The organism is Bacillus sp. SIMBA_008 (genome assembly GCF_046535495.1).
Taxonomy (GTDB): domain Bacteria; phylum Bacillota; class Bacilli; order Bacillales; family Bacillaceae; genus Bacillus; species Bacillus subtilis.
Window position 1 is genome coordinate 804,268 of the sequence record NZ_JAWRWL010000002.1, and the last position, 18,536, is coordinate 822,803.

Annotated in this window: 20 protein-coding genes and 1 pseudogene; 12 read left to right on the top strand and 9 right to left on the bottom strand. The window is 45.9% G+C overall.

All coding sequences use genetic code 11. The annotated features are described in order from the left end of the window. Nucleotides 1–18 precede the first annotated feature (18 nt). The 3 genes from SB658_RS09650 to SB658_RS09660 form a co-directional block, all read right to left on the bottom strand. Nucleotides 19–1,518 carry a monooxygenase gene (locus SB658_RS09650; RefSeq protein WP_003233126.1) on the bottom strand — a complete coding sequence of 500 codons (1,500 nt, stop codon included), beginning with the start codon at nucleotides 1,516–1,518 and terminating at the stop codon, nucleotides 19–21. Between the two features lie 179 nt (nucleotides 1,519–1,697). Further along, a complete protein-coding gene (lepB, locus tag SB658_RS09655) occupies nucleotides 1,698–2,204 on the bottom strand; it encodes a signal peptidase I (RefSeq protein ID WP_003233128.1) in 507 nt (168 codons plus the stop codon). Between the two features lies 1 nt (nucleotide 2,205). Continuing rightward, a complete protein-coding gene (locus SB658_RS09660) occupies nucleotides 2,206–2,829 on the bottom strand; it encodes a TVP38/TMEM64 family protein (protein ID WP_003233130.1) in 624 nt (207 codons plus the stop codon). 151 nt (nucleotides 2,830–2,980) lie between these two features. On the opposite strand from SB658_RS09660, the gene SB658_RS09665 reads away from it, so the two are divergent. The 3 genes from SB658_RS09665 to SB658_RS09675 all read left to right on the top strand — a co-directional run bounded on the left by SB658_RS09665 (nucleotide 2,981) and on the right by SB658_RS09675 (nucleotide 5,217). Next, on the top strand, nucleotides 2,981–3,343 hold the full coding sequence (locus tag SB658_RS09665) for a YhjD family protein (RefSeq protein ID WP_003233132.1): 363 nt from the start codon (nucleotides 2,981–2,983) through the stop codon (nucleotides 3,341–3,343). A 207-nt stretch (nucleotides 3,344–3,550) separates the two neighbouring features. Further along, nucleotides 3,551–3,751: a DUF3311 domain-containing protein gene (locus SB658_RS09670; protein WP_003224377.1), complete on the top strand. Its 201-nt coding sequence runs from the start codon at nucleotides 3,551–3,553 to the stop codon at nucleotides 3,749–3,751. Continuing rightward, nucleotides 3,748–5,217 carry a sodium:solute symporter family protein gene (locus tag SB658_RS09675; protein WP_003233134.1) on the top strand — a complete coding sequence of 490 codons (1,470 nt, stop codon included), beginning with the start codon at nucleotides 3,748–3,750 and terminating at the stop codon, nucleotides 5,215–5,217. The genes SB658_RS09670 and SB658_RS09675 overlap by 4 nt, the downstream gene beginning before the upstream one ends. A gap of 42 nt (nucleotides 5,218–5,259) precedes the next feature. Here SB658_RS09675 and SB658_RS09680 read toward each other — a convergent pair whose 3' ends face one another. Further along, nucleotides 5,260–5,529, bottom strand: a complete 270-nt coding sequence (locus SB658_RS09680; protein WP_003233136.1) for an excalibur calcium-binding domain-containing protein — start codon at nucleotides 5,527–5,529, stop codon at nucleotides 5,260–5,262. Between the two features lie 216 nt (nucleotides 5,530–5,745). Here SB658_RS09680 and SB658_RS09685 point away from each other — a divergent pair, with 216 nt between their 5' ends. Next, nucleotides 5,746–6,645, top strand: a complete 900-nt coding sequence (locus tag SB658_RS09685) for an SDR family oxidoreductase (protein ID WP_003245421.1) — start codon at nucleotides 5,746–5,748, stop codon at nucleotides 6,643–6,645. Between the two features lie 46 nt (nucleotides 6,646–6,691). Here the strand turns inward: SB658_RS09685 and comK are convergent, their stop codons facing one another. Beyond that, nucleotides 6,692–7,270: a competence transcription factor ComK gene (gene comK / locus SB658_RS09690; RefSeq protein ID WP_003245329.1), complete on the bottom strand. Its 579-nt coding sequence runs from the start codon at nucleotides 7,268–7,270 to the stop codon at nucleotides 6,692–6,694. Between the two features lie 292 nt (nucleotides 7,271–7,562). On the opposite strand from comK, the gene SB658_RS09695 reads away from it, so the two are divergent. Beyond that, entirely contained in the window at nucleotides 7,563–7,796 is a 234-nt protein-coding gene (locus SB658_RS09695) for an IDEAL domain-containing protein (protein ID WP_003233142.1), read from the top strand. A 27-nt stretch (nucleotides 7,797–7,823) separates the two neighbouring features. On the opposite strand, the gene SB658_RS09700 is transcribed toward SB658_RS09695, so the two are convergent. Next, nucleotides 7,824–8,681, bottom strand: a complete 858-nt coding sequence (locus tag SB658_RS09700; protein WP_003245662.1) for an SDR family oxidoreductase — start codon at nucleotides 8,679–8,681, stop codon at nucleotides 7,824–7,826. 111 nt (nucleotides 8,682–8,792) lie between these two features. Between SB658_RS09700 and SB658_RS09705 the strand changes: the two genes are divergently transcribed. The 7 genes and pseudogenes from SB658_RS09705 (at nucleotide 8,793) to phoE (ending at nucleotide 15,643) form a co-directional block, all read left to right on the top strand. After that, a complete protein-coding gene (locus SB658_RS09705; protein ID WP_015715629.1) occupies nucleotides 8,793–10,322 on the top strand; it encodes an FAD-dependent oxidoreductase in 1,530 nt (509 codons plus the stop codon). 54 nt (nucleotides 10,323–10,376) lie between these two features. Further along, a pseudogene (locus SB658_RS09710) lies at nucleotides 10,377–11,003 on the top strand (protoglobin domain-containing protein); the annotation flags it as partial. Nucleotides 11,004–11,243: 240 nt separating this feature from the next. Continuing rightward, nucleotides 11,244–11,759 (top strand): methyl-accepting chemotaxis protein, encoded by a 516-nt coding sequence (locus SB658_RS09715; RefSeq protein WP_326255844.1) that lies wholly within the window; start codon nucleotides 11,244–11,246, stop codon nucleotides 11,757–11,759. 134 nt (nucleotides 11,760–11,893) lie between these two features. Then, nucleotides 11,894–12,454 carry a biotin transporter BioY gene (locus tag SB658_RS09720; protein WP_003233151.1) on the top strand — a complete coding sequence of 187 codons (561 nt, stop codon included), beginning with the start codon at nucleotides 11,894–11,896 and terminating at the stop codon, nucleotides 12,452–12,454. Between the two features lie 6 nt (nucleotides 12,455–12,460). Next, nucleotides 12,461–13,900: an acyl-CoA synthetase gene (locus SB658_RS09725; protein WP_003233153.1), complete on the top strand. Its 1,440-nt coding sequence runs from the start codon at nucleotides 12,461–12,463 to the stop codon at nucleotides 13,898–13,900. Beyond that, nucleotides 13,897–14,991 (top strand): acetyl-CoA C-acyltransferase, encoded by a 1,095-nt coding sequence (locus tag SB658_RS09730; RefSeq protein WP_003233154.1) that lies wholly within the window; start codon nucleotides 13,897–13,899, stop codon nucleotides 14,989–14,991. Before SB658_RS09725 ends, SB658_RS09730 begins: the two co-directional genes overlap by 4 nt. Nucleotides 14,992–15,061: 70 nt before the next feature. Continuing rightward, nucleotides 15,062–15,643, top strand: a complete 582-nt coding sequence (gene phoE / locus SB658_RS09735; protein ID WP_003233157.1) for a phosphatase PhoE — start codon at nucleotides 15,062–15,064, stop codon at nucleotides 15,641–15,643. A gap of 31 nt (nucleotides 15,644–15,674) precedes the next feature. Here the strand turns inward: phoE and SB658_RS09740 are convergent, their stop codons facing one another. The 3 genes from SB658_RS09740 to SB658_RS09750 form a co-directional block, all read right to left on the bottom strand. Continuing rightward, a complete protein-coding gene (locus SB658_RS09740; RefSeq protein ID WP_003233159.1) occupies nucleotides 15,675–16,646 on the bottom strand; it encodes an ABC transporter substrate-binding protein in 972 nt (323 codons plus the stop codon). 216 nt (nucleotides 16,647–16,862) lie between these two features. Beyond that, nucleotides 16,863–17,855 (bottom strand): NADPH:quinone oxidoreductase family protein, encoded by a 993-nt coding sequence (locus SB658_RS09745; RefSeq protein WP_003233163.1) that lies wholly within the window; start codon nucleotides 17,853–17,855, stop codon nucleotides 16,863–16,865. Between the two features lie 71 nt (nucleotides 17,856–17,926). After that, nucleotides 17,927–18,376 carry a GNAT family N-acetyltransferase gene (locus tag SB658_RS09750; protein ID WP_003233166.1) on the bottom strand — a complete coding sequence of 150 codons (450 nt, stop codon included), beginning with the start codon at nucleotides 18,374–18,376 and terminating at the stop codon, nucleotides 17,927–17,929. Between the last annotated feature and the right edge of the window lie 160 nt (nucleotides 18,377–18,536).

The window sequence follows — 18,536 nt, forward strand, 5'->3', positions numbered from 1 at the left end:
TGAAACAATCGAATTGAATTATATTCGGCTGGTGACGGAAAACCAGCGGCTGATCCCTTTTTGAATCACCTCGGCACAATCGGGCGCTGATGCATCCACCGCCCAGGCTACATGTCCATCGGGACGAACCAATATGGTATGCACATCCCGCAACTTTTCATTCGGTTCTGCAAGCGAGGCGGTTACCGTACGTAAGCCTTTCACTTCGATATGCTCATCAGCTTCCTGCCTCAATGACAGCAAAACGAATGACCCGTTTTGGAAAAAGCTGTACAGCCATTCCGAACTGCCGTCGGAAAGAATCAGCTTCATGTCAGGGAGCCGTGCCCCGTTCAAACGATTCGGCGGCATGGTACGATCAGCTTCATATCTGACATCGAGTGCAGAAATTTGCCCTGCTACATATCGATTCACATCAGGGAAGGCCAGCAGCTCCGACATCATGCTTCGCAAATGGAGGCCTGCTTGAGTGAAATCGATCAGCTTTGTCTGTGCCTCCGTGTTTCTGAGGAGCCCTTCCGCTGCCGGATGCCGCTCGTCATGGTAGCTGTCCAAAAGCCATGAAGGCGCAGAGCCTTTGATGGCCGCCGCCAGTTTCCACCCAAGGTTCATTGCATCCTGAAGACCGACATTCAGTCCTTGCCCGCCCGCCGGAAAATGAATATGCGCGGCATCACCCGCAAGAAAGATTCTGCCGTCCCGATACCGTTTCGCTTGGCGCGCGGCGTTCCCGAACCGCGACATCCACGAAGGGTTGCTTAAACCAAAGTCAGTTCCGCAAATTCGCAGGAGGTCAGCTTTCAGCTCTTCCTCAGTCACAGGCACATCTTTCGGCGTTTGCGTGCGATAAGGGCTGATCACAACGACACGGTATCGGTCTGGAGATAACGGAACAATCATAACACCGCCCTCTTTTGTGCAAAGGGACAGCACGCCTGACGGCGGCGGAGAAAGGAGCACCACATCCCCAAGCGCAGCGGTGACAGTGCTGTCTGTTCCCGGAAACTCAATTTTTGCCTGTTTCCGGACGGTACTTCCGGCGCCATCTGCCCCAACGGCAAACTTGCTTGTGATCGTCCGTACACTGCCGTCCCGATCCTTAAAAATCGTTTGGACCGCTTCCCCGTTTTGCGTAACCGCCAGCGCCTCGGCACCCCGAAACACCTCTGTTCCCAGGCTTCGTGCATGATCTTCAAGAAGCTTTTCTGTTTTTGACTGCGGGAGCAAAAGCGTGTAAGGACAGCTCGTATCCAAGCCTGAAAAATCCAGACGGGTATCCAGCATTGAAAAATGTCCGGAAGGTATCTTGCTTCCCTTGGATACGAACCGCTCTAAAATCCCTCTCATCTCAAGGAGCTCCAGCGTTCGGGGATGCAGCGTCAATGCCTTGGAATGCGGAACAGGTTTTTCAAGCCGTTCAATCACACATGTTCCCACTCCGGCCATCGCAAGCTCAGAAGCCAGCATAAATCCGACCGGCCCTCCTCCTATAATCACTGCTTCATATTTCATCATCATTCACCACTCCTTTTGTTTCATGAAAAACGAACAAAAACCAATAAAAACGGCCCTCTAATCAAAAAATATATAAATTTTGTTACATAGGTAACAATTTTGATTATATCTCCTTACAAATTTTTCTTCAACACATTTTTCCAAACGGCATACAAAAAGACGCCTCTTCAATTAGCGTCTTTTTATTCGGCATCAGAAATCACACCGACAATATTTTTTTCTCTTATCGGACCAAAATGCCGGCTGTCGAAGCTGTATATGCGATTATCTCCAACGACAAAATATTTTCCTTTCGGCACCTTGCTTGTTCCCGTCACATCTTTCAAAGAAAAATCACCCGTTACATGGCTGCCGGCAGAAACAGATTTCAAATGCTTCAAAAATGGCTCAGCAACCTGCTTTCCGTTCACATACAGCTGATCATCTTTATATTTGATCGTTTCACCGGGCAAGCCGATTACCCGTTTAATCAGCACTTTATGATCAGGGCCTTTAAAAAGGACGATGTCAAAGCGATGGATGGTTTTAAATCGATGCGAAAATTTATTGACCAACAATTCGTTTCCTTCCTGGAAGGTCGGGTTCATACTGACGCCTTCTACCTTGTAATCAATAAAGACAGCATTTTTAACCTGAATGGCGAGAACAACGGACACTACACCGGCAAGAAACCAAAACCGTTTTTTCATGTTACTGTCTCCCTCCATCATGCTCACGCTGACTGGCTCTTACATGCAGATACCGCTCCACCTTTTTGCCGACATACCATAAGAGAGTGATCACCAATACGGCGATGACCGTTCGAATCGGCTGTGTAATCAGCGCGTGCAGATCATATCCGATGAAGCTGATCATAAAAATCATGACAAGCTTCCCCGAGGCTGCCGCCAAAATAAACGGCCGCGTTCCGATCCTTGACAAACCGGCAACAACATTCACCGCGGCTGACGGTGTAAATGGAAAACAAAGCAGAAGAAACATGGGACCGAAGCCGTGTCTTTCCACCCATAACATCAGCTTTCTGACAGACGGATGACTGCGGATAAATCCAAGCAATTTTCTCTGTCCGTATTGACGGACAATCAAAAAGACGAGAATGGAACCAGCAGTTGATCCCGCCCAGGATAGGATGAATCCTTCCCACAAGCCAAACGAGTTCGTATTCGCCACCACAAACACGATCAGCGGCAAAAACGGGAGAAATGCTTCAATTAAAGGCAGCAGCACAGCAATGAGCGGACCGAAAGCCCTATAGCTTTGAAATAATTCAGTTAAATGTTCTTGTGTCAAATAGGATAAAAAATGCTCCAACATTTATACTCCTTACCGGGTTTGTCTATCCTTATTCTACACATTATCAGCAGAAAACTAAAAAGTTTTGGTGATTTTTTCTGTCTTGAAACATTTCACCAGCCGATATAGAATACAAATAGAACAAACGTTCCCTTAGAAAGAAGGAGTCAATATGCCAAATCTGCAGGAGGAAATATACGATTTAATTGAACGGGCTCTCTTTTTGCCCATGGCCATTACGATTTTTAACCGTGATCTCGCCGGAATTGAAGAAAGCACATTAAAATTGAAGCATCCTTATAAACAGCTTATCAGCGAATCATTAAAAATAGCACAAAAGGATTTGATGGAGGTCAGAAAAGAACTGAGGAAAAGAAAAATTGCAATCCGCGAGACGGAACGCGATGAGGCCTTTACACTCTATACATTTGTCATCGACGGTTATGAAGAAAACCATCGCTATTTTAATCCGCGAATCCGTGAGCAGGTCAGCGAATTATTAACATACTATCTATTTGCCCCAGACAGACTCTGAGCCTTTTGAATCATACTGCCCGTTCCCTCTTCGGGCGATTCAGAGCATTAATTTCAGACAATTCACACTATACAAACAAAATAAATTTATTTATAATTCGAACCACAGCCTTTCACTCCAAAAAATGACATGTGCTGCGATATCTGCGACATCATTTTCAGTACGCTTAGGCTTGTACACCTCAATCCTAAATAGAAGGAGGATTCTATGAAACTGATTCACGTTCTTGCCGCTTTACCCTTTATCGGAATCTTACTCGGCATCCCTTTTGCAAATAAGGTGACCCCCTATGTGTTCGGCATGCCGTTTATTCTTGCCTATATTGTGATGTGGGCTCTTTTGACCTCTGCGCTGATGGCGATTGTGTATGTCCTCGACAAGGAAAATAAAAAGGAGGAAGCAGAATGAATGCAGCTCTCATCATCATCTTCGGTGTCCTGCTCTTGAGTATTTTTCTCGGTATACGCGCCCAAAAAGGAAAAGACATGAACCTGGAGCAGTGGACGGTCGGAGGGCGCGGCTTCGGAACTGTTTTCGTCTTCCTTTTGATGGCAGGCGAAATTTATACTACTTTTACGTTTCTCGGCGGCAGCGGCTGGGCCTACGGAAAAGGCGGTCCAGCCTTTTATATCATCGCCTACGGATGTCTGGCCTACATCCTTTCTTACTGGCTTCTTCCAGCAGTTTGGACGTACGCGAAACAGCATAAACTGATGTCGCAGTCTGATTTTTTCACAAAAAAATACAACAGTCCGCTGCTTGGCATTCTCGTTTCACTGGTCGGCATCGCCGCACTCATTCCCTATCTTGTACTGCAGCTGAAAGGCCTCGGGCTGATTGTATCGGAAACCTCGTACGGCAAAATCACCCCGACCGCTGCCATCTGGATCGGCGCTGTTTCCATCACGGTTTATGTTATGGTTTCAGGCATTCACGGGTCTGCCTGGATATCGGTTGTGAAGGACATCATGATTCTGGTTGTCGTTCTGTTTTTAGGTGTGTATTTGCCAATTCATTACTACGGCGGATTTCAAGACATGTTTCAGCAGATTGAAACGGCAAAGCCTGGCTTTCTTACGCTCCCCGAATCGGGACAAAGTGTGGCCTGGTTCAGTTCAACCGTACTCTTGACAGCGCTTGGTTTTTACATGTGGCCTCACACGTTTTCCGCTTCGTATTCAGCCGAAAACCCAAAAGTGTTTCGTAAAAACGCCATCATCATGCCTTTGTACCAGCTGGTCCTGCTCTTCGTCCTTTTCGTCGGCTTTGCGGCTATCCTGCAAGTTCCAGATCTGAATGGCGCAGACGGGGATTTGTCGCTTTTGAGACTGTCTCTGCAAGCATTTGACCCTTGGTTTGTCGGAATTATCGGTGCTGCCGGACTGCTGACAGCACTTGTGCCAGGGTCTATGATCTTAATGTCCGCCTCCACACTGTTTGCAAAAAATGTGTACAAGGTAATCGCGCCCCGCACGACAGAACAGCAAGTATCGGCGCTTGCTAAGTTTTTAGTGCCGGTGATTGCGCTGATTTCGGTGTATTTTACCTTCAAAGGCGGGAATACCATCGTTACGCTGCTTTTGATGGGCTACAGCCTTGTCACACAGCTATTCCCCGCCCTTTTGTTCAGCCTGCTCAAGCATAATATGGTGACAAAGCAAGGAGCTTTCGCCGGCATTATTGCAGGTGTCGGAGCAGTTACTTATATTACAATGACGGAAACGACGATCGGCACTTTATTTCCGGCTCTGCCGCAAGCCGCAAAAGACTTGAATGTCGGCATCGTCGCCCTGCTTTTGAATATCACGGTCATGATGGCAGTCAGCCTTATGACAAGGAAGGCGAAAAGCGCTGCGGCCGATCAGGCGGCCTAAGCATAAAAAAAGCAATCTGGACACCAGATTGCTTTTTCTTATTTACCGTTCACAGGCGATAAGATCTTTATCGCGGTCTTTGTTTTTATTGGCATCGTAAAGTGCCTTAGAAACGTAAGGCTTGTACTTCGTTTTTCCGCCTTTGTTTTTCACCTTCGATGTGCGGGCCACTCCGCCTTTGTATACTTTGTTTAGCTCCTTGCAGTTCTTATAGACCTTCACCTTTGTTTTGGCTTCCGCCACATGGCCAGCTCCGTATGAAAAACCGAAAACGAGACCGAGTGACAGCAAAACCGCCGCCGCTTTTTTCATGACGATTCACTCTCCCAACACCCAATATTTAGTTGATTTATAGCTCGAATTTATCATAATTCATATAGTCTTATTTGACAAGATAAATATGGAAGAAGGCTTTGTTTTTTCTTGTTTTCTTTTTCCTTCACTATTCATACTGCCAAAACATGTTTTTCTGCTTATGCTCAGGGGTACACATACGAATGTACACCAAACAGAAAAGGAGCGTTGCTGATGTCTGATTCAAATCTTACGAATCCTATAAAAGCATTTTTTCATGATGAATTTCCCGAACAATATCAAGAACCGCCAGGCCTGCAAAAGAACATGAAGCCTGTCCCTGATTGCGGAGAAAAAAGCTACAAAGGATCAGGTAAACTAACGGGTCGAAAAGCGCTTGTCACGGGCGGCGATTCCGGTATCGGCCGCGCTGCCGCAATTGCTTACGCCAGAGAAGGTGCCGATGTGGCTATTAACTACTTGCCCGAGGAACAGCCAGATGCTGAAGAGGTAAAAGAGCTGATTGAAGCAGAAGGCCGAAAAGCAGTGCTGATCCCCGGAGACTTGAGCGACGAATCCTTTTGCCAAGATCTAGTCAAACAGTCGCATCACGAACTCGGCGGACTTGATGTGCTAGCGCTCGTTGCAGGCAAACAGCAAGCGGTCGAAAACATCGAAGATCTGCCTACTGAACAAATCTATAAAACATTTGAAGTGAACGTCTTTTCCCTTTACTGGGTTGTAAAAGCGGCGCTTCCGTATTTGCCGGAGGGAGCTTCAATTATCACAACTACCTCAGTTGAAGGCTATAATCCAAGCCCGATGCTGTTAGATTACGCAGCAACGAAAAACGCCATTATCGGCTTTACCGTCGGACTGGGAAAACAGCTTGCTTCCAAAGGCATCAGAGTAAATTCAGTTGCGCCCGGACCAATTTGGACACCGCTGCAAATTTCCGGCGGACAGCCGACGGAAAACATCCCGAAATTCGGACAAGGCACGCCGCCAGCTCCATTAAATCGCGCTGGGCAGCCAGTGGAATTGGCCGATGTTTATGTATTTCTAGCTTCAGAGAATTCAAGCTATGTGACATCTCAGGTATATGGCATCACCGGAGGAATTCCGACGGCATAGCTTTATGAAAGGAGCTGCCCTGTTCGGTCAGCTCCTTCCTATTTTTCTAATACCGTTCCCCGAGCTCACGCAAAATAAAATCATAAATCATCTTCGTCCGCTCTTCTTTCGGGTACAGCATAAATTCCTGTCTTTTCGGCACGCGGTGGTCGATTCTGTCTTGGAATTTGGTTCTGAGCCACGCTGTTCGGTATACCTGGTTCTCGAACGAATTATAAGAGATCGGCAGCTCCATCGTTTTCCCATTGGAAAACGTCACTTCCGTATCGTCGAATTCAGTCGCTTTGAATTCTTTTACATGCACATGGGAAATCCAGCCGCATTGGGGTCTTGTCGAAGAAAGTGTAGGGAATAAAAAGATTTGGTTCGAAGGGTCCACCATGATCGGCGGCTTGTGTGAAATTTTTGTCACTTCATAAGTTCCTGCTTTTCTTCCCGCATAGCTTGATCCAAAAAATCGGCAGCTTCTGTCGACAATTTGCAGCGGCTTCATGTTTACATAAAACACGCAATCTTTTTCAATAATTTTGGAACAGATTTTGCCGTCTATTTCTTCTGGCAGCACGGCAATTGTTGCGCCGTTCACTTCATACGATTCTAAAGGTGCGTCTGTTTTCTGACTCATATTATGGCCTCCATCCTTTTTCTGCAAAATTTATACTAATAATCTATCATCTGTTTTTATAAAACGACAGGTTTTTTTAACATTTAAGATAAAATCATCTTTTAATGATATTTAATGGTACTAAATGACTAGTAATAAACCGATTTTACTTTCATAAGACTTGCCGGTTTACGGCATTTTGCAGGATATGTCGATAGATTGCCAAGTATTAGTTGTCTAAAAATTATAAAAATTTATTGATTTTTTCGACCGTTATCCATATACTATAAAAAAGGCATTGGGGGGATTCTTTATGAAAGAGAAAAAATCGTACACTGAGCTCATGAAGTCCCGCAACACGCAAAAAACAAAAGAATTCGATGTCACAATGACGGATATTTACATTCAAATGGTGCTCGATGAATCCTTGTATAACCGTCGGCTTGCCATGCTGACGGACCAAATTAACAAAGCCTTGGACGAAAAAGATAAAGATGCGTTTCTTACGCTCTCTAAAGAATATGCAGCGCTCAAGCAGAGCGAATAAGCCAATCCTTCAAGGATTGGCTTTTTATTATCCGTTCACAATTGTTCCGCCATTGACGTGAATCGTCTGCCCTGTGACGTATGTGGAATCGTCGCTGGCAAGGTATAGATAGCTTGGCGCCACTTCGACCGGCTGTCCCGGGCGTTCCATCGGCACGTCTGAACCAAACACTTCCACGTCTTTTGCGGCAAAGCTGGCCGGGATAAGCGGTGTCCAAATGGGACCCGGTGCCACTGCATTGACCCGTATGCCCTGCTGAACAAGCGACTGGGAAAGGGACCTTGTAAACGTAACGATCGCGCCTTTTGTCGCTGAATAATCGATCAGCGTTTTATTGCCTTTATAGGCGGTAATTGAAGCGGTATTAATAATAGAGCTCCCTTTCTTTAAATGAGGCAGCACTGCCTTTGTTAAGTAAAACATGGAAAAAATGTTTGTTTGGAAGGTTCTGATCAGCTGGTGGCTGGTGATTTTTTCAATGCTGGGCTGGACATGCTGCTCAGCTGCATTGTTAACCAATATATCAATGGATGGAAACACTTGGCTTGCCTGCCCGACCACATCATTGCAAAACGCTTCATCCCCGACATCTCCTGCAATCAGCAGGCATTTTACCCCTTCCTTTTCTACATACTGCTTTGTTTCCTCGGCGTCCTGATGTTCATTCAAATACACAATGACCACATTAGCCCCTTCTTTTGCGAATAACACCGAGACAGCGCGTCCAATCCCGCTGTCTCCTCCAGTAATAATAGCGGTTTTGCCCTCTAATTTTTTCGCTTTCTTCGGCTTATCAAAAACCGGACGCGGGTCCATCAGATATTCAAAACCAGGCTGCTGGTTCTGGTGCTGAGGCGGTAATGTTTTCTTTTTTTGATTCGCCAATGAAATCACTCCTTTTCAACCTTATTATGTTATGAACAATGCCTGCTTCCTATGTATGAAAAGATAGAATATGGAAAAATTAAGAATAAATCTGATTGGAGGTATAACGGCTTGGCTAATCAACATTTTGCAAAGGAAGCACCTGAAACATACTGGAAAACATCAACTGACCTGCCTTCTTTTCCTGCGCTTCAAGAGGACACTGAATGTGACGTCACCATTATCGGAGGCGGGATTACGGGAATCACAACGGCATATGAACTTACGAAGAGAGGCTTCCGTGTCGTTTTGATTGAAGCAAATCAGGTTCTTAACGGAACCACTGCGCATACAACTGCTAAAGTTACCGCACAGCATGACATGATATACGACGAATTTATCCGCCATTTCGGATTAAACCATGCGAGGCTTTATTATGAAGCAAACCAAAACGCAATTGATTACATAAAAGGCATTGTGGATGAACATCAAATTGATTGTGAATGGATCGAGCAAGACGCATATCTTTATACGGCAAATGAAAACGCTGTTCAAAAAATCCGCACCGAGCATGAGGCATACACAAAGCTCGGAATTGAAAGAGACCTTATCAAGGATCTTCCAATTCCCTTAGGTTCTAAGCTGGCGCTTGTCATGAAGAATCAAGCTCAATTTCATCCGCTGCAATACTTAAAAGCGCTTCTGGAGCAAATTGTTCAAAAAGGCGGCCGAATTTATGAAGAGACCGTTGCGCTTGATATCAAAAAAGGCGAAAGGCCCGAAGTGGTAACAAAAAGCCGGCACGCCATTAAGAGCAGCTTTATCATATGCTGTTCCCACTTCCCTTTTTATGACGGAGGCGGATTATATGCTGCGAGAATGTACTCCGACAGATCTTATGTCCTTGCCATCAAGCCGAAGATCGAGTATCCCGAGGGCATGTATTTGAGTATCGATCAGCCGTCAGTGGCGCTCCGCTATACGGTTGTAAACGGTGAAAAGCTGATTCTCTTCAGCGGAGTAAGCCATAAAACAGGCCAGGGAAAAGCCATGTCTACACATTATGAAACACTGAGACAACTGGCCGAAAGCACAATCGGCATCGAAAGCATTCCATATTATTGGTCCACACAAGATCTAGTGACGATCGACAAAATCCCGTTTATCGGGCCGATGTCGGAAAATGAGGACAATATTCTAGTAGCGACCGGGTTCAAAAAATGGGGCATGACGTCCTCAGCAGTCGCAGCCACTCTATTGTCAGACCTTGTAGAGAAAAAAGACAATCCATACGAAAGCATTTTCACTCCGTCCCGTTTCCATCTGAATCCCGGGTTGCAGAAAGTGATTTCCTACAATGCCGATGTCGTCAAGCATTTGATTAAAGGAAAGCTTGAAAAGCCTGATGTCCAATTTGAAGACATTTCGCCAGGAGAAGGGAAAGCCGTCACCATAAACGGCAGGCGAGCGGGAGCATTTCGGGATGAGACAGGCTGCCTCCATCTCGTTGATACGACTTGTACCCATTTAGGCTGCGAGGTCGAGTGGAACGACAGTGAGCATACGTGGGATTGTCCGTGCCACGGGTCACGCTTTAAGCCATCTGGCGAAGTTGTAGAGGGTCCGGCCATTAAACCATTAAAACAAATAGATCTCGATTAAACCGTTCATTTTAATGAACGGTTTTTCAAATATTTTTCATCTGCAGCTTCATTCATGTTTCCCTTGGCCGATAAAAAAGAAAAAGGCTTAAAAAGCCAAAAAGTAAAAATTATATTTTTCCCAAGGGGGATCATTGTATTGTTATTTAAAAAAGACAGAAAACAAGAAACAGCTTACTTTTCAGATTCAAACGGACAGCAAAAAAACCGCATTCAGCTCACAAACAAACATGCAGATGTCAAAAAACAGCTCAAAATGGTCAGGTTGGGAGATGCTGAGCTTTACGTGTTAGAGCAGCTTCAGCCACTCATTCAAGAAAATATCGTAAATATCGTTGATGCGTTTTATAAAAACCTTGACCATGAAAGCTCATTGATGGATATCATTAATGATCACAGCTCAGTTGACCGCTTAAAACAAACGTTAAAACGGCATATTCAGGAAATGTTTGCAGGCGTTATCGATGATGAATTCATTGAAAAGCGTAACCGAATCGCCTCCATCCATTTAAGAATCGGCCTTTTGCCAAAATGGTATATGGGTGCGTTTCAAGAGCTTCTTTTGTCAATGATTGACATTTATGAAGCATCCATTACAAATCAGCAAGAACTGCTAAAAGCCATTAAAGCAACAACAAAAATCTTGAACTTAGAACAGCAGCTTGTCCTTGAAGCGTTTCAAAGCGAGTACAACCAAATCCGTGATGAACAAGAAGAAAAGAAAAACCTTCTTCATCAGAAAATTCAAGAAACCTCTGGATCGATTGCCAATCTGTTTTCAGAAACAAGCAGATCAGTTCAAGAGCTTGTGGACAAATCTGAAGGCATTTCTCAAGCATCCAAAGCCGGCACTGTAACATCCAGCACTGTTGAAGAAAAGTCGATCGGCGGAAAAAAAGAGCTAGAAGTCCAGCAAAAACAGATGAACAAAATTGACACAAGCCTTGTCCAAATCGAAAAAGAAATGGTCAAGCTGGATGAAATCGCGCAGCAAATTGAAAAAATCTTCGGCATCGTCACAGGCATAGCTGAACAAACAAACCTTCTCTCGCTCAATGCATCTATTGAATCCGCCCGCGCTGGAGAACACGGCAAAGGCTTTGCTGTCGTGGCAAATGAAGTGCGGAAGCTTTCTGAGGATACGAAAAAAACCGTCTCTACTGTTTCTGAGCTTGTGAACAATACGAATACACAAATCAACATTGTATCCAAGCATATCAAAGACGTGAATGAGCTAGTCAGCGAAAGTAAAGAAAAAATGACGCAAATTAACCGCTTATTCGATGAAATCGTCCACAGCATGAAAATCAGCAAAGAGCAATCAGGCAAAATCGACGTCGATCTGCAAGCCTTTCTTGGAGGGCTTCAGGAAGTCAGCCGCGCCGTTTCCCATGTGGCCGCTTCCGTTGATTCGCTTGTCATCCTGACAGAAGAATAACCATCAAAAACCGGTCTGCGATACGGCCGGTTTTTTTGCGTTCATTATGTAAACTTAAATTAAAAATCAGTTGACATAATAATTACCTGCATTTATTGTATAACCATATTTGATTACTGTTTGGAGGATTTCACATGCTGAAATTAATCGACATGATGCATATTGCGATTTTCACCGCGCTGATGGCAGTGCTCGGCTTTATGCCCCCTCTCTTCTTATCCTTTACACCTGTTCCGATTACATTGCAAACGCTTGGTGTCATGTTGGCAGGCAGCATCCTCAGGCCAAAGTCTGCTTTCTTAAGCCAGCTTGTCTTTTTGCTGCTCGTCGCCTTCGGAGCGCCGCTGCTGCCCGGCGGACGAGGCGGTTTTGGTGTGTTTTTCGGACCGAGCGCAGGCTTTTTGATTGCTTATCCCCTCGCTTCATGGCTGATCAGTTTAGCCGCTAACAGGCTGCGGAAGGTGACAGTATTGCGTCTCTTTTTCACTCATATCGTATTCGGCATCATCTTTATTTATCTGCTTGGTATACCGGTACAAGCTTTTATCATGCATATTGATTTGTCACAGGCCGCCTTCATGAGCCTTGCATATGTGCCTGGTGATTTGATAAAAGCGGCTGTATCTGCATTTCTGGCGATAAAAATCACTCAAGCCTTGTCTCTTTCTGATACGATGTTTACAAAAGGAGGATGACACTACATGACAATTACTCATACCTATTCATCTACTGCCGAAACATCGCCCGGCCGTGTAGCGATCCAGACTGAATCGGAGCAAATCACGTACCATGATTGGGATCGGCTTGTCTCTCAAACCGCAAATTGGCTGCGGTCACAGCCGAGCATGCCGAATCGTGTGGCGATCCTGCTCCCAAATAGTCTGGCGTTTTTACAGCTGTTTGCCGGAGCCGCAGCGGCTGGATGCACAGCCATTCCCATCGACACACGCTGGAGCCCGGCTGAATGTAAGGAGCGGCTGTCCATAAGCAATGCGGATCTTGTGGTTACTTTAGCCTTTTTTAAAAACAAACTGACAGATAGCCAGATACCTGTTGTTTTGCTGGATAACTGTATGGCAGATATTTCTGAAGCAACCGCTGATCCCTTGCCTACCATTGATCCGGAGCACCCTTTTTATATGGGATTTACGTCGGGCTCGACAGGAAAACCGAAGGCCTTTACGCGATCTCACCGCTCATGGATAGAGAGCTTTACCTGTACAGAAACAGATTTTTCAATTTCATCAAATGACACGGTATTGATTCCCGGGACGTTAATGTCCTCTCACTTCCTATATGGGGCTGTCAGCACTTTGTTTCTCGGAGGAACCGTTTGTTTGCTGAAAAAGTTTTCTCCTGCCAAAGCGAAGGAATGGCTGTGCCGTGAATCCATCAGTGTTCTCTATACCGTACCGACGATGACAGACGCCCTCGCAAGGATTGAGGGTTTTCCCGACAGTCCCGTCAAAATCATTTCATCCGGCGCAGACTGGCCGGCAGAATCCAAGAAGAAGCTTGCCGCTGCATGGCCTCATCTCAAGCTGTACGATTTTTACGGCACATCAGAGCTTAGTTTTGTGACGTTTTCTTCACCGGAAGACAGCAAACGGAAGCCGCATTCAGCGGGCCGCCCTTTTCATAATGTCCGGATCGAAATCCGCAACGCTGGAGGAGAACGCTGCCAGCCAGGAGAAATCGGAAAAATATTTGTCAAAAGCCCGATGAGGTTTTCCGGCTATGTGAACGGCAGCACACCAGATGAATGGATGACAGTAGATGATATGGGCTACGTTGATGAAGAGGGCTTTCTATACATATCAGGAAGAGAAAACGGGATGATCGTGTACGGAGGATTAAATATTTTCCCAGAAGAAATTGAACGTGTGCTTCTCGCCTGCCCAGAGGTTGAAAGCGCGGCTGTCGTTGGCATTCCCGACGAGTATTGGGGAGAAATCGCTGTAGCTGTCATTCTTGGAAACGCTAATGCCAGAACACTGAAAGCCTGGTGTAAACAGAAATTAGCCTCCTATAAAATTCCGAAAAAATGGGTGTTTGCAGACAGCTTGCCGGAAACGAGCAGCGGAAAAATTGCCCGTTCCAGAGTGAAAAAATGGCTGGAAGAGAGTGTACAGTATAAATGAATGCGGTTATTGTTGATGCAAAACGAACGATCTTTGGAAATCAAAACGGACTGCTGAAGCCCTTCCTGCCGGAGGATTTGGCGGCTCCCATCATCCGCTGTCTCAGCCGAAAGCTAGAGGATCAAGTTGACGAGGTCATTCTCGGAAACGCTACTGGCAGAGGCGGCAACCTGGCCAGACTGTCAGCCCTTCAAGCCGGACTGCCTTTATCGGTTCCCGGAATGACAATTGACAGACAGTGCGGCTCCGGCCTTGAAGCTGTGCGCTATGCCTGCAGCCTTATTCAAGCGGGAGCCGGCACGATGTATATCGCGGGCGGCTCAGAAAGCAGCAGCCAATCCCCTTTTTCAGAACGGGCTCGCTTTTCTCCAGATGCGATCGGCGATCCAGACATGGGCATTGCGGCAGAATATACGGCTGCACGCTATTCCATCAGCAGAAGCATGCAGGATGAGTACGCGCTTCTCAGCCATCAACGCAGCAGGAACGCGCATGATGAAGGATTTTACCGTGAAGAAGTTGTTGCTCTCGGGGAATTGGAGACGGACGAAGCATTTTTGAAAACGCGGCCAATAGAAGCGATTATTCCCCGTGCAAAGCCGGTTTTCGACACCAGCTCCGGAACAGTCACAGCAGCCAACAGCAGTGGCATAGCAGACGGAGCAGCCGCTCTTTTGGTAATGGAAGAAGAAAAAGCAGCAGCCCTGGGACTTAAGCCTGTGCTTCGGTTTATCGGCAGCGCTGTCAGCGGCATTCACCCCAACTTTCCGCCCGCGGCACCGGTTGTCGCGATTCGTCAGCTCTTACATACACACGATGTAACACCTGATGATATCGATTTATTTGAAATCAATGAAGCCTTTGCCGTCAAAATTTGTGTCTGCTCGCAAGAACTCGGCATTCCCTTTTCAAAAATCAATGTGCGCGGCGGCGCCTTAGCTCTTGGCCATCCGTACGGTGCATCAGGTGCAGCTCTGGTAACCAGATTGTTTTATGAAGCGAAAAGACGGCCAGACTGTCAATATGCTGTTGCAGCCATCGGAAGCGGCGGCGGAATCGGACTGGCTTTATTATTTGAAGTTCTTGCATAGGCTTTTTCATAGGACACACGCTTTCGATTTAGTATAATAGCGATATGAATAAAGTCAGGAAGGGGATTTTATGACAGCCGTTTGTTTAGTAAGACATGGAGAAACCGATTGGAACCTGCAGCAAAAATGCCAAGGCAAAACCGATATCCCGCTAAACGCAACAGGTGAACGCCAAGCAAGAGAAACCGGAGAATATGTAAAGGACTTTTCTTGGGATATTATTGTGACGAGCCCGCTGAAAAGAGCGAAAAGAACCGCGGAAATTATTAATGAATATCTGCATCTTCCGATAGTCGAGATGGATGATTTTAAGGAACGCGATTACGGCGACGCGGAGGGCATGCCGCTGGAGGAACGGACAAAGCGCTATCCAGATAACATCTATCCGAATATGGAAACCTTAGAAGAACTCACTGACAGGCTGATGGGCGGTTTGGCAAAAGTGAATCAGGCGTATCCAAACAAGAAGGTGCTGATCGTGGCGCACGGTGCGGCAATTCACGCCCTGCTGACAGAAATATCCGGCGGTGACCCGGAGCTTCAAAGCACCCGTCTCGTCAACGCCTGCCTCAGCAACATTGAATTTGCAGAAGAAAAATGGCGGATAAAAGACTATAATATCAACAGCCACTTATCCGGCTTTATCAAATAAGAAAAAGACAGGCGTTTGCCTGTCTTTTCTTTTATTTCTTAGCAGCCGGCATCTCTTTTTGAAGCTCGTCCAAAATGGCATTCGCCCCGTCTACACTGCGGCGCAGAGACCACACCGCACGATCCACGTGGTATACATGCCCGTTTTTCACTGCCTTCAGTTTTTTCCAAAGGACATTCTTTTCGATCGGGCGTTTACCGTCGGCGTCGAGGTCATCTGTTTTTCCTGTCATCAGGATGATCACATCCGGATCTGTTTTCAGCAGCTGCTCCAGTGTCATTTTCATATTCACAGAGTCGCCGCCATTGCTTGAATCGCTATTGCCTGACGTACTGATTGCATATCGGTAGCCGACCTGTGTTAAAAGTCTCGATGTAAAGAAGTTTTCATCCCTGGCCATAATGGTATCATTTGTATTTCCGATCAAAAGCACGGACTGGCTGTTCGCGCTGATTTTCTGCTTTGTCTCGCTAAGCTTTTCTTCATGCGCCGTCAGCTTTTTCTCCATTTCCTTCTCCTTGCCGACTGCTTTTGCAATCGTAAGCGAAGCGTCAATTGTATCCTGATAATCAGCATTTAAATTATTAAGTGCAATCGTCGGCGCTATTTTTTTCAGCTGATCGTACACCTTCTTATGCCGGGTCGTGTCAGCAATAATTAAATCGGGTTTTAATGAAGCGATTTTTTCCATGCTTGGCTGTGAGCGAGTGCCGACAGATGTGTAGCCGTCAATTTTCTTCAGCACATCCTTGTTGATCAGCTGCTTCGCTTTGTTGTCATCGGCAACCCCGACAGGCGTAATGCCGAGATCAAGCAGTGTATCAATAAAACCTAGCTCAAGAACAACAACCCGCTTCGGATGCTCAGGCACATTTGTCTTCCCTAAATCATGTGTTACCGCCACTTTATGTTCTTTACTGTTTTGATTGCCGCTTGAAGACGAGCAAGCAGCCGTTAAGACAGAAAGAAGTAAAACTGTAAGAATAATCAGTGTTTTTTTCATATGTTCCAGTCTCTCCTGTTGGTAGTTTCTATGGTTAAGATGTCCAAGAGTAGTATAACACGGAATGAGAATCATTATCACCAATTATTTTTAAAATGAGAAGAGAAAGTTCGGCTTACAGGAAAATCTTGTTTCGCGACACAGCATTTCAGCAGCTGATCATCCTGTCCACAAAAAAGCTTGCAGAAAAATAACATTCTCTGCAAGCTGATCCTGTTAAAGCTTCACAATCACTCTTCCTTGAATGCGATTTTGCAAAATATCTTTTAACGCACCCGGCGTTTCTTCCAATGATACTTCCCTGTCCACGATGGTCAGCAGCTGATCAGGCTTGAGATCAGAAGACATGCGCTCCCAAACAGCGGCTCTGACGTCCATCGGACAATATACTGAATCGATTCCGAGCAGGCTTACTCCGCGAAGAATAAAAGGATACACGGTTGCCGGAACTTCTCCTCCGCCGGTTAAGCCGCTCACTGCGACAGATCCGCCGTATTGAATTTTGCTTAAAAGCGAGGCAAGCTGTTTTCCGCCGACTGGATCAACCGCTCCCTGCCATTGCTGCTTGGACAGCGCCTTAAGCGTTCCGTCATAGACATCTTCCCTGCTGATTACTTCGCTTGCACCAAGCTGTTTCAAATAATCAGCCGCCTCCCGGTTTCCGGTACTTGCCACCACATCATAACCCCGCTTGTTCAGCATCGATACCGCAATTCCGCCGACACCGCCGGTTGCTCCTGTGACTAGCACGCTGCCTTTTTCCGGAGACAGACCGTTCTGTTCAAGCCGATGCACTGATAACGCCGCAGTAAATCCCGCCGTTCCGTACACCATCGCTTCTTTTAACGAAAGATTCTGTGGCAAAGGCACCAGCCAGTCACCAGGCACCGAAGCGTATTCACTTAATCCGCCATCACGTGAGACACCGAGCTCATAGCTTGTCGCGATCACCTCATCCCCCTCCGCAAAACGCGGATCATTGGAAGAGACGACCGTACCCGCAGCATCAATGCCTAAAATAAGCGGATACTCTCTGACGATATTGCCTCCTGCTTTTCCGGCCAGACCATCTTTGTAATTAATGCCGGAATAAGCAACTTTAATCAGGACACCATCCTTCGGCAAATCCTCTGTTGATATGGTTTTCACATGGACTGAAACATCATCGGCATTTTTTTCTGCCTGCAAGGCTTGAAATAACGTTGACATTCGGCACACTCCTTTTCATTTATATCGTAACCGAAGAACGTTCAAAAAACCAAATCATCAAGCCGCCATTTTCACTTCGCCGGCACATTGAGACAATAATGGACAAATCCGGTATCCTCTTCATAGCCGTTTTGCTCATACAAGCTTCTTGCCTTCCGGTTGTGGTGCTCAGTCTGAAGTGTTAAACATTTTGCCCCGTTTTGCCCTGCATAATCCTTTGCGGCAGAAAGCAGCCGGCCGCCGGCTCCCTTTGTACGCGCATGAGGAACGACAAATAAGTCATTTAATATGTATATCCTTTTCATTGACACAGAAGAAAACGTTGGATAGAGCTGGGTAAAGCCTATGAATTCTCCATTTTCTTCTGCTATCAAAATAACAGACTCGTGATTTTCCAAACGAGCTTTCAAAAAAGCCTCTGCCCCTTGCAAATCGGATGCCTGTCTATAAAATTCCCGATATTGGTTAAACAGCGGCGCAATGGCGGCCGCATCTGATGTCTTTGCTTGGCGAATGTTCATCTTATTTCTTCCTCCCTCTCAATAATTTTTTCATTCTATCCCTTTTCTGTAAAGTTTATTTTTCAGAATACTTTTATCATCATGCTTTGAAAAAATATCACGATAATATCCATTGTTCTCACGGAAGCACACGCAGGTCATTTGAACGAATTTTTTCGAC

Bases quoted from the DNA above. Each gene is read 5' to 3' on its own strand.
- SB658_RS09650 (WP_003233126.1), bottom strand. From the start codon at position 1,518: ATGATGATGAAATATGAAGCAGTGATTATAGGAGGAGGGCCGGTCGGA.
- lepB (WP_003233128.1), bottom strand. From the start codon at position 2,204: ATGAAAAAACGGTTTTGGTTTCTTGCCGGTGTAGTGTCCGTTGTTCTC.
- SB658_RS09660 (WP_003233130.1), bottom strand. From the start codon at position 2,829: ATGTTGGAGCATTTTTTATCCTATTTGACACAAGAACATTTAACTGAA.
- SB658_RS09665 (WP_003233132.1), top strand. From the start codon at position 2,981: ATGCCAAATCTGCAGGAGGAAATATACGATTTAATTGAACGGGCTCTC.
- SB658_RS09670 (WP_003224377.1), top strand. From the start codon at position 3,551: ATGAAACTGATTCACGTTCTTGCCGCTTTACCCTTTATCGGAATCTTA.
- SB658_RS09675 (WP_003233134.1), top strand. From the start codon at position 3,748: ATGAATGCAGCTCTCATCATCATCTTCGGTGTCCTGCTCTTGAGTATT.
- SB658_RS09680 (WP_003233136.1), bottom strand. From the start codon at position 5,529: ATGAAAAAAGCGGCGGCGGTTTTGCTGTCACTCGGTCTCGTTTTCGGT.
- SB658_RS09685 (WP_003245421.1), top strand. From the start codon at position 5,746: ATGTCTGATTCAAATCTTACGAATCCTATAAAAGCATTTTTTCATGAT.
- comK (WP_003245329.1), bottom strand. From the start codon at position 7,270: ATGAGTCAGAAAACAGACGCACCTTTAGAATCGTATGAAGTGAACGGC.
- SB658_RS09695 (WP_003233142.1), top strand. From the start codon at position 7,563: ATGAAAGAGAAAAAATCGTACACTGAGCTCATGAAGTCCCGCAACACG.
- SB658_RS09715 (WP_326255844.1), top strand. From the start codon at position 11,244: ATGAACAAAATTGACACAAGCCTTGTCCAAATCGAAAAAGAAATGGTC.
- SB658_RS09720 (WP_003233151.1), top strand. From the start codon at position 11,894: ATGCTGAAATTAATCGACATGATGCATATTGCGATTTTCACCGCGCTG.
- SB658_RS09725 (WP_003233153.1), top strand. From the start codon at position 12,461: ATGACAATTACTCATACCTATTCATCTACTGCCGAAACATCGCCCGGC.
- SB658_RS09730 (WP_003233154.1), top strand. From the start codon at position 13,897: ATGAATGCGGTTATTGTTGATGCAAAACGAACGATCTTTGGAAATCAA.
- phoE (WP_003233157.1), top strand. From the start codon at position 15,062: ATGACAGCCGTTTGTTTAGTAAGACATGGAGAAACCGATTGGAACCTG.
- SB658_RS09740 (WP_003233159.1), bottom strand. From the start codon at position 16,646: ATGAAAAAAACACTGATTATTCTTACAGTTTTACTTCTTTCTGTCTTA.
- SB658_RS09745 (WP_003233163.1), bottom strand. From the start codon at position 17,855: ATGTCAACGTTATTTCAAGCCTTGCAGGCAGAAAAAAATGCCGATGAT.
- SB658_RS09750 (WP_003233166.1), bottom strand. From the start codon at position 18,376: ATGAACATTCGCCAAGCAAAGACATCAGATGCGGCCGCCATTGCGCCG.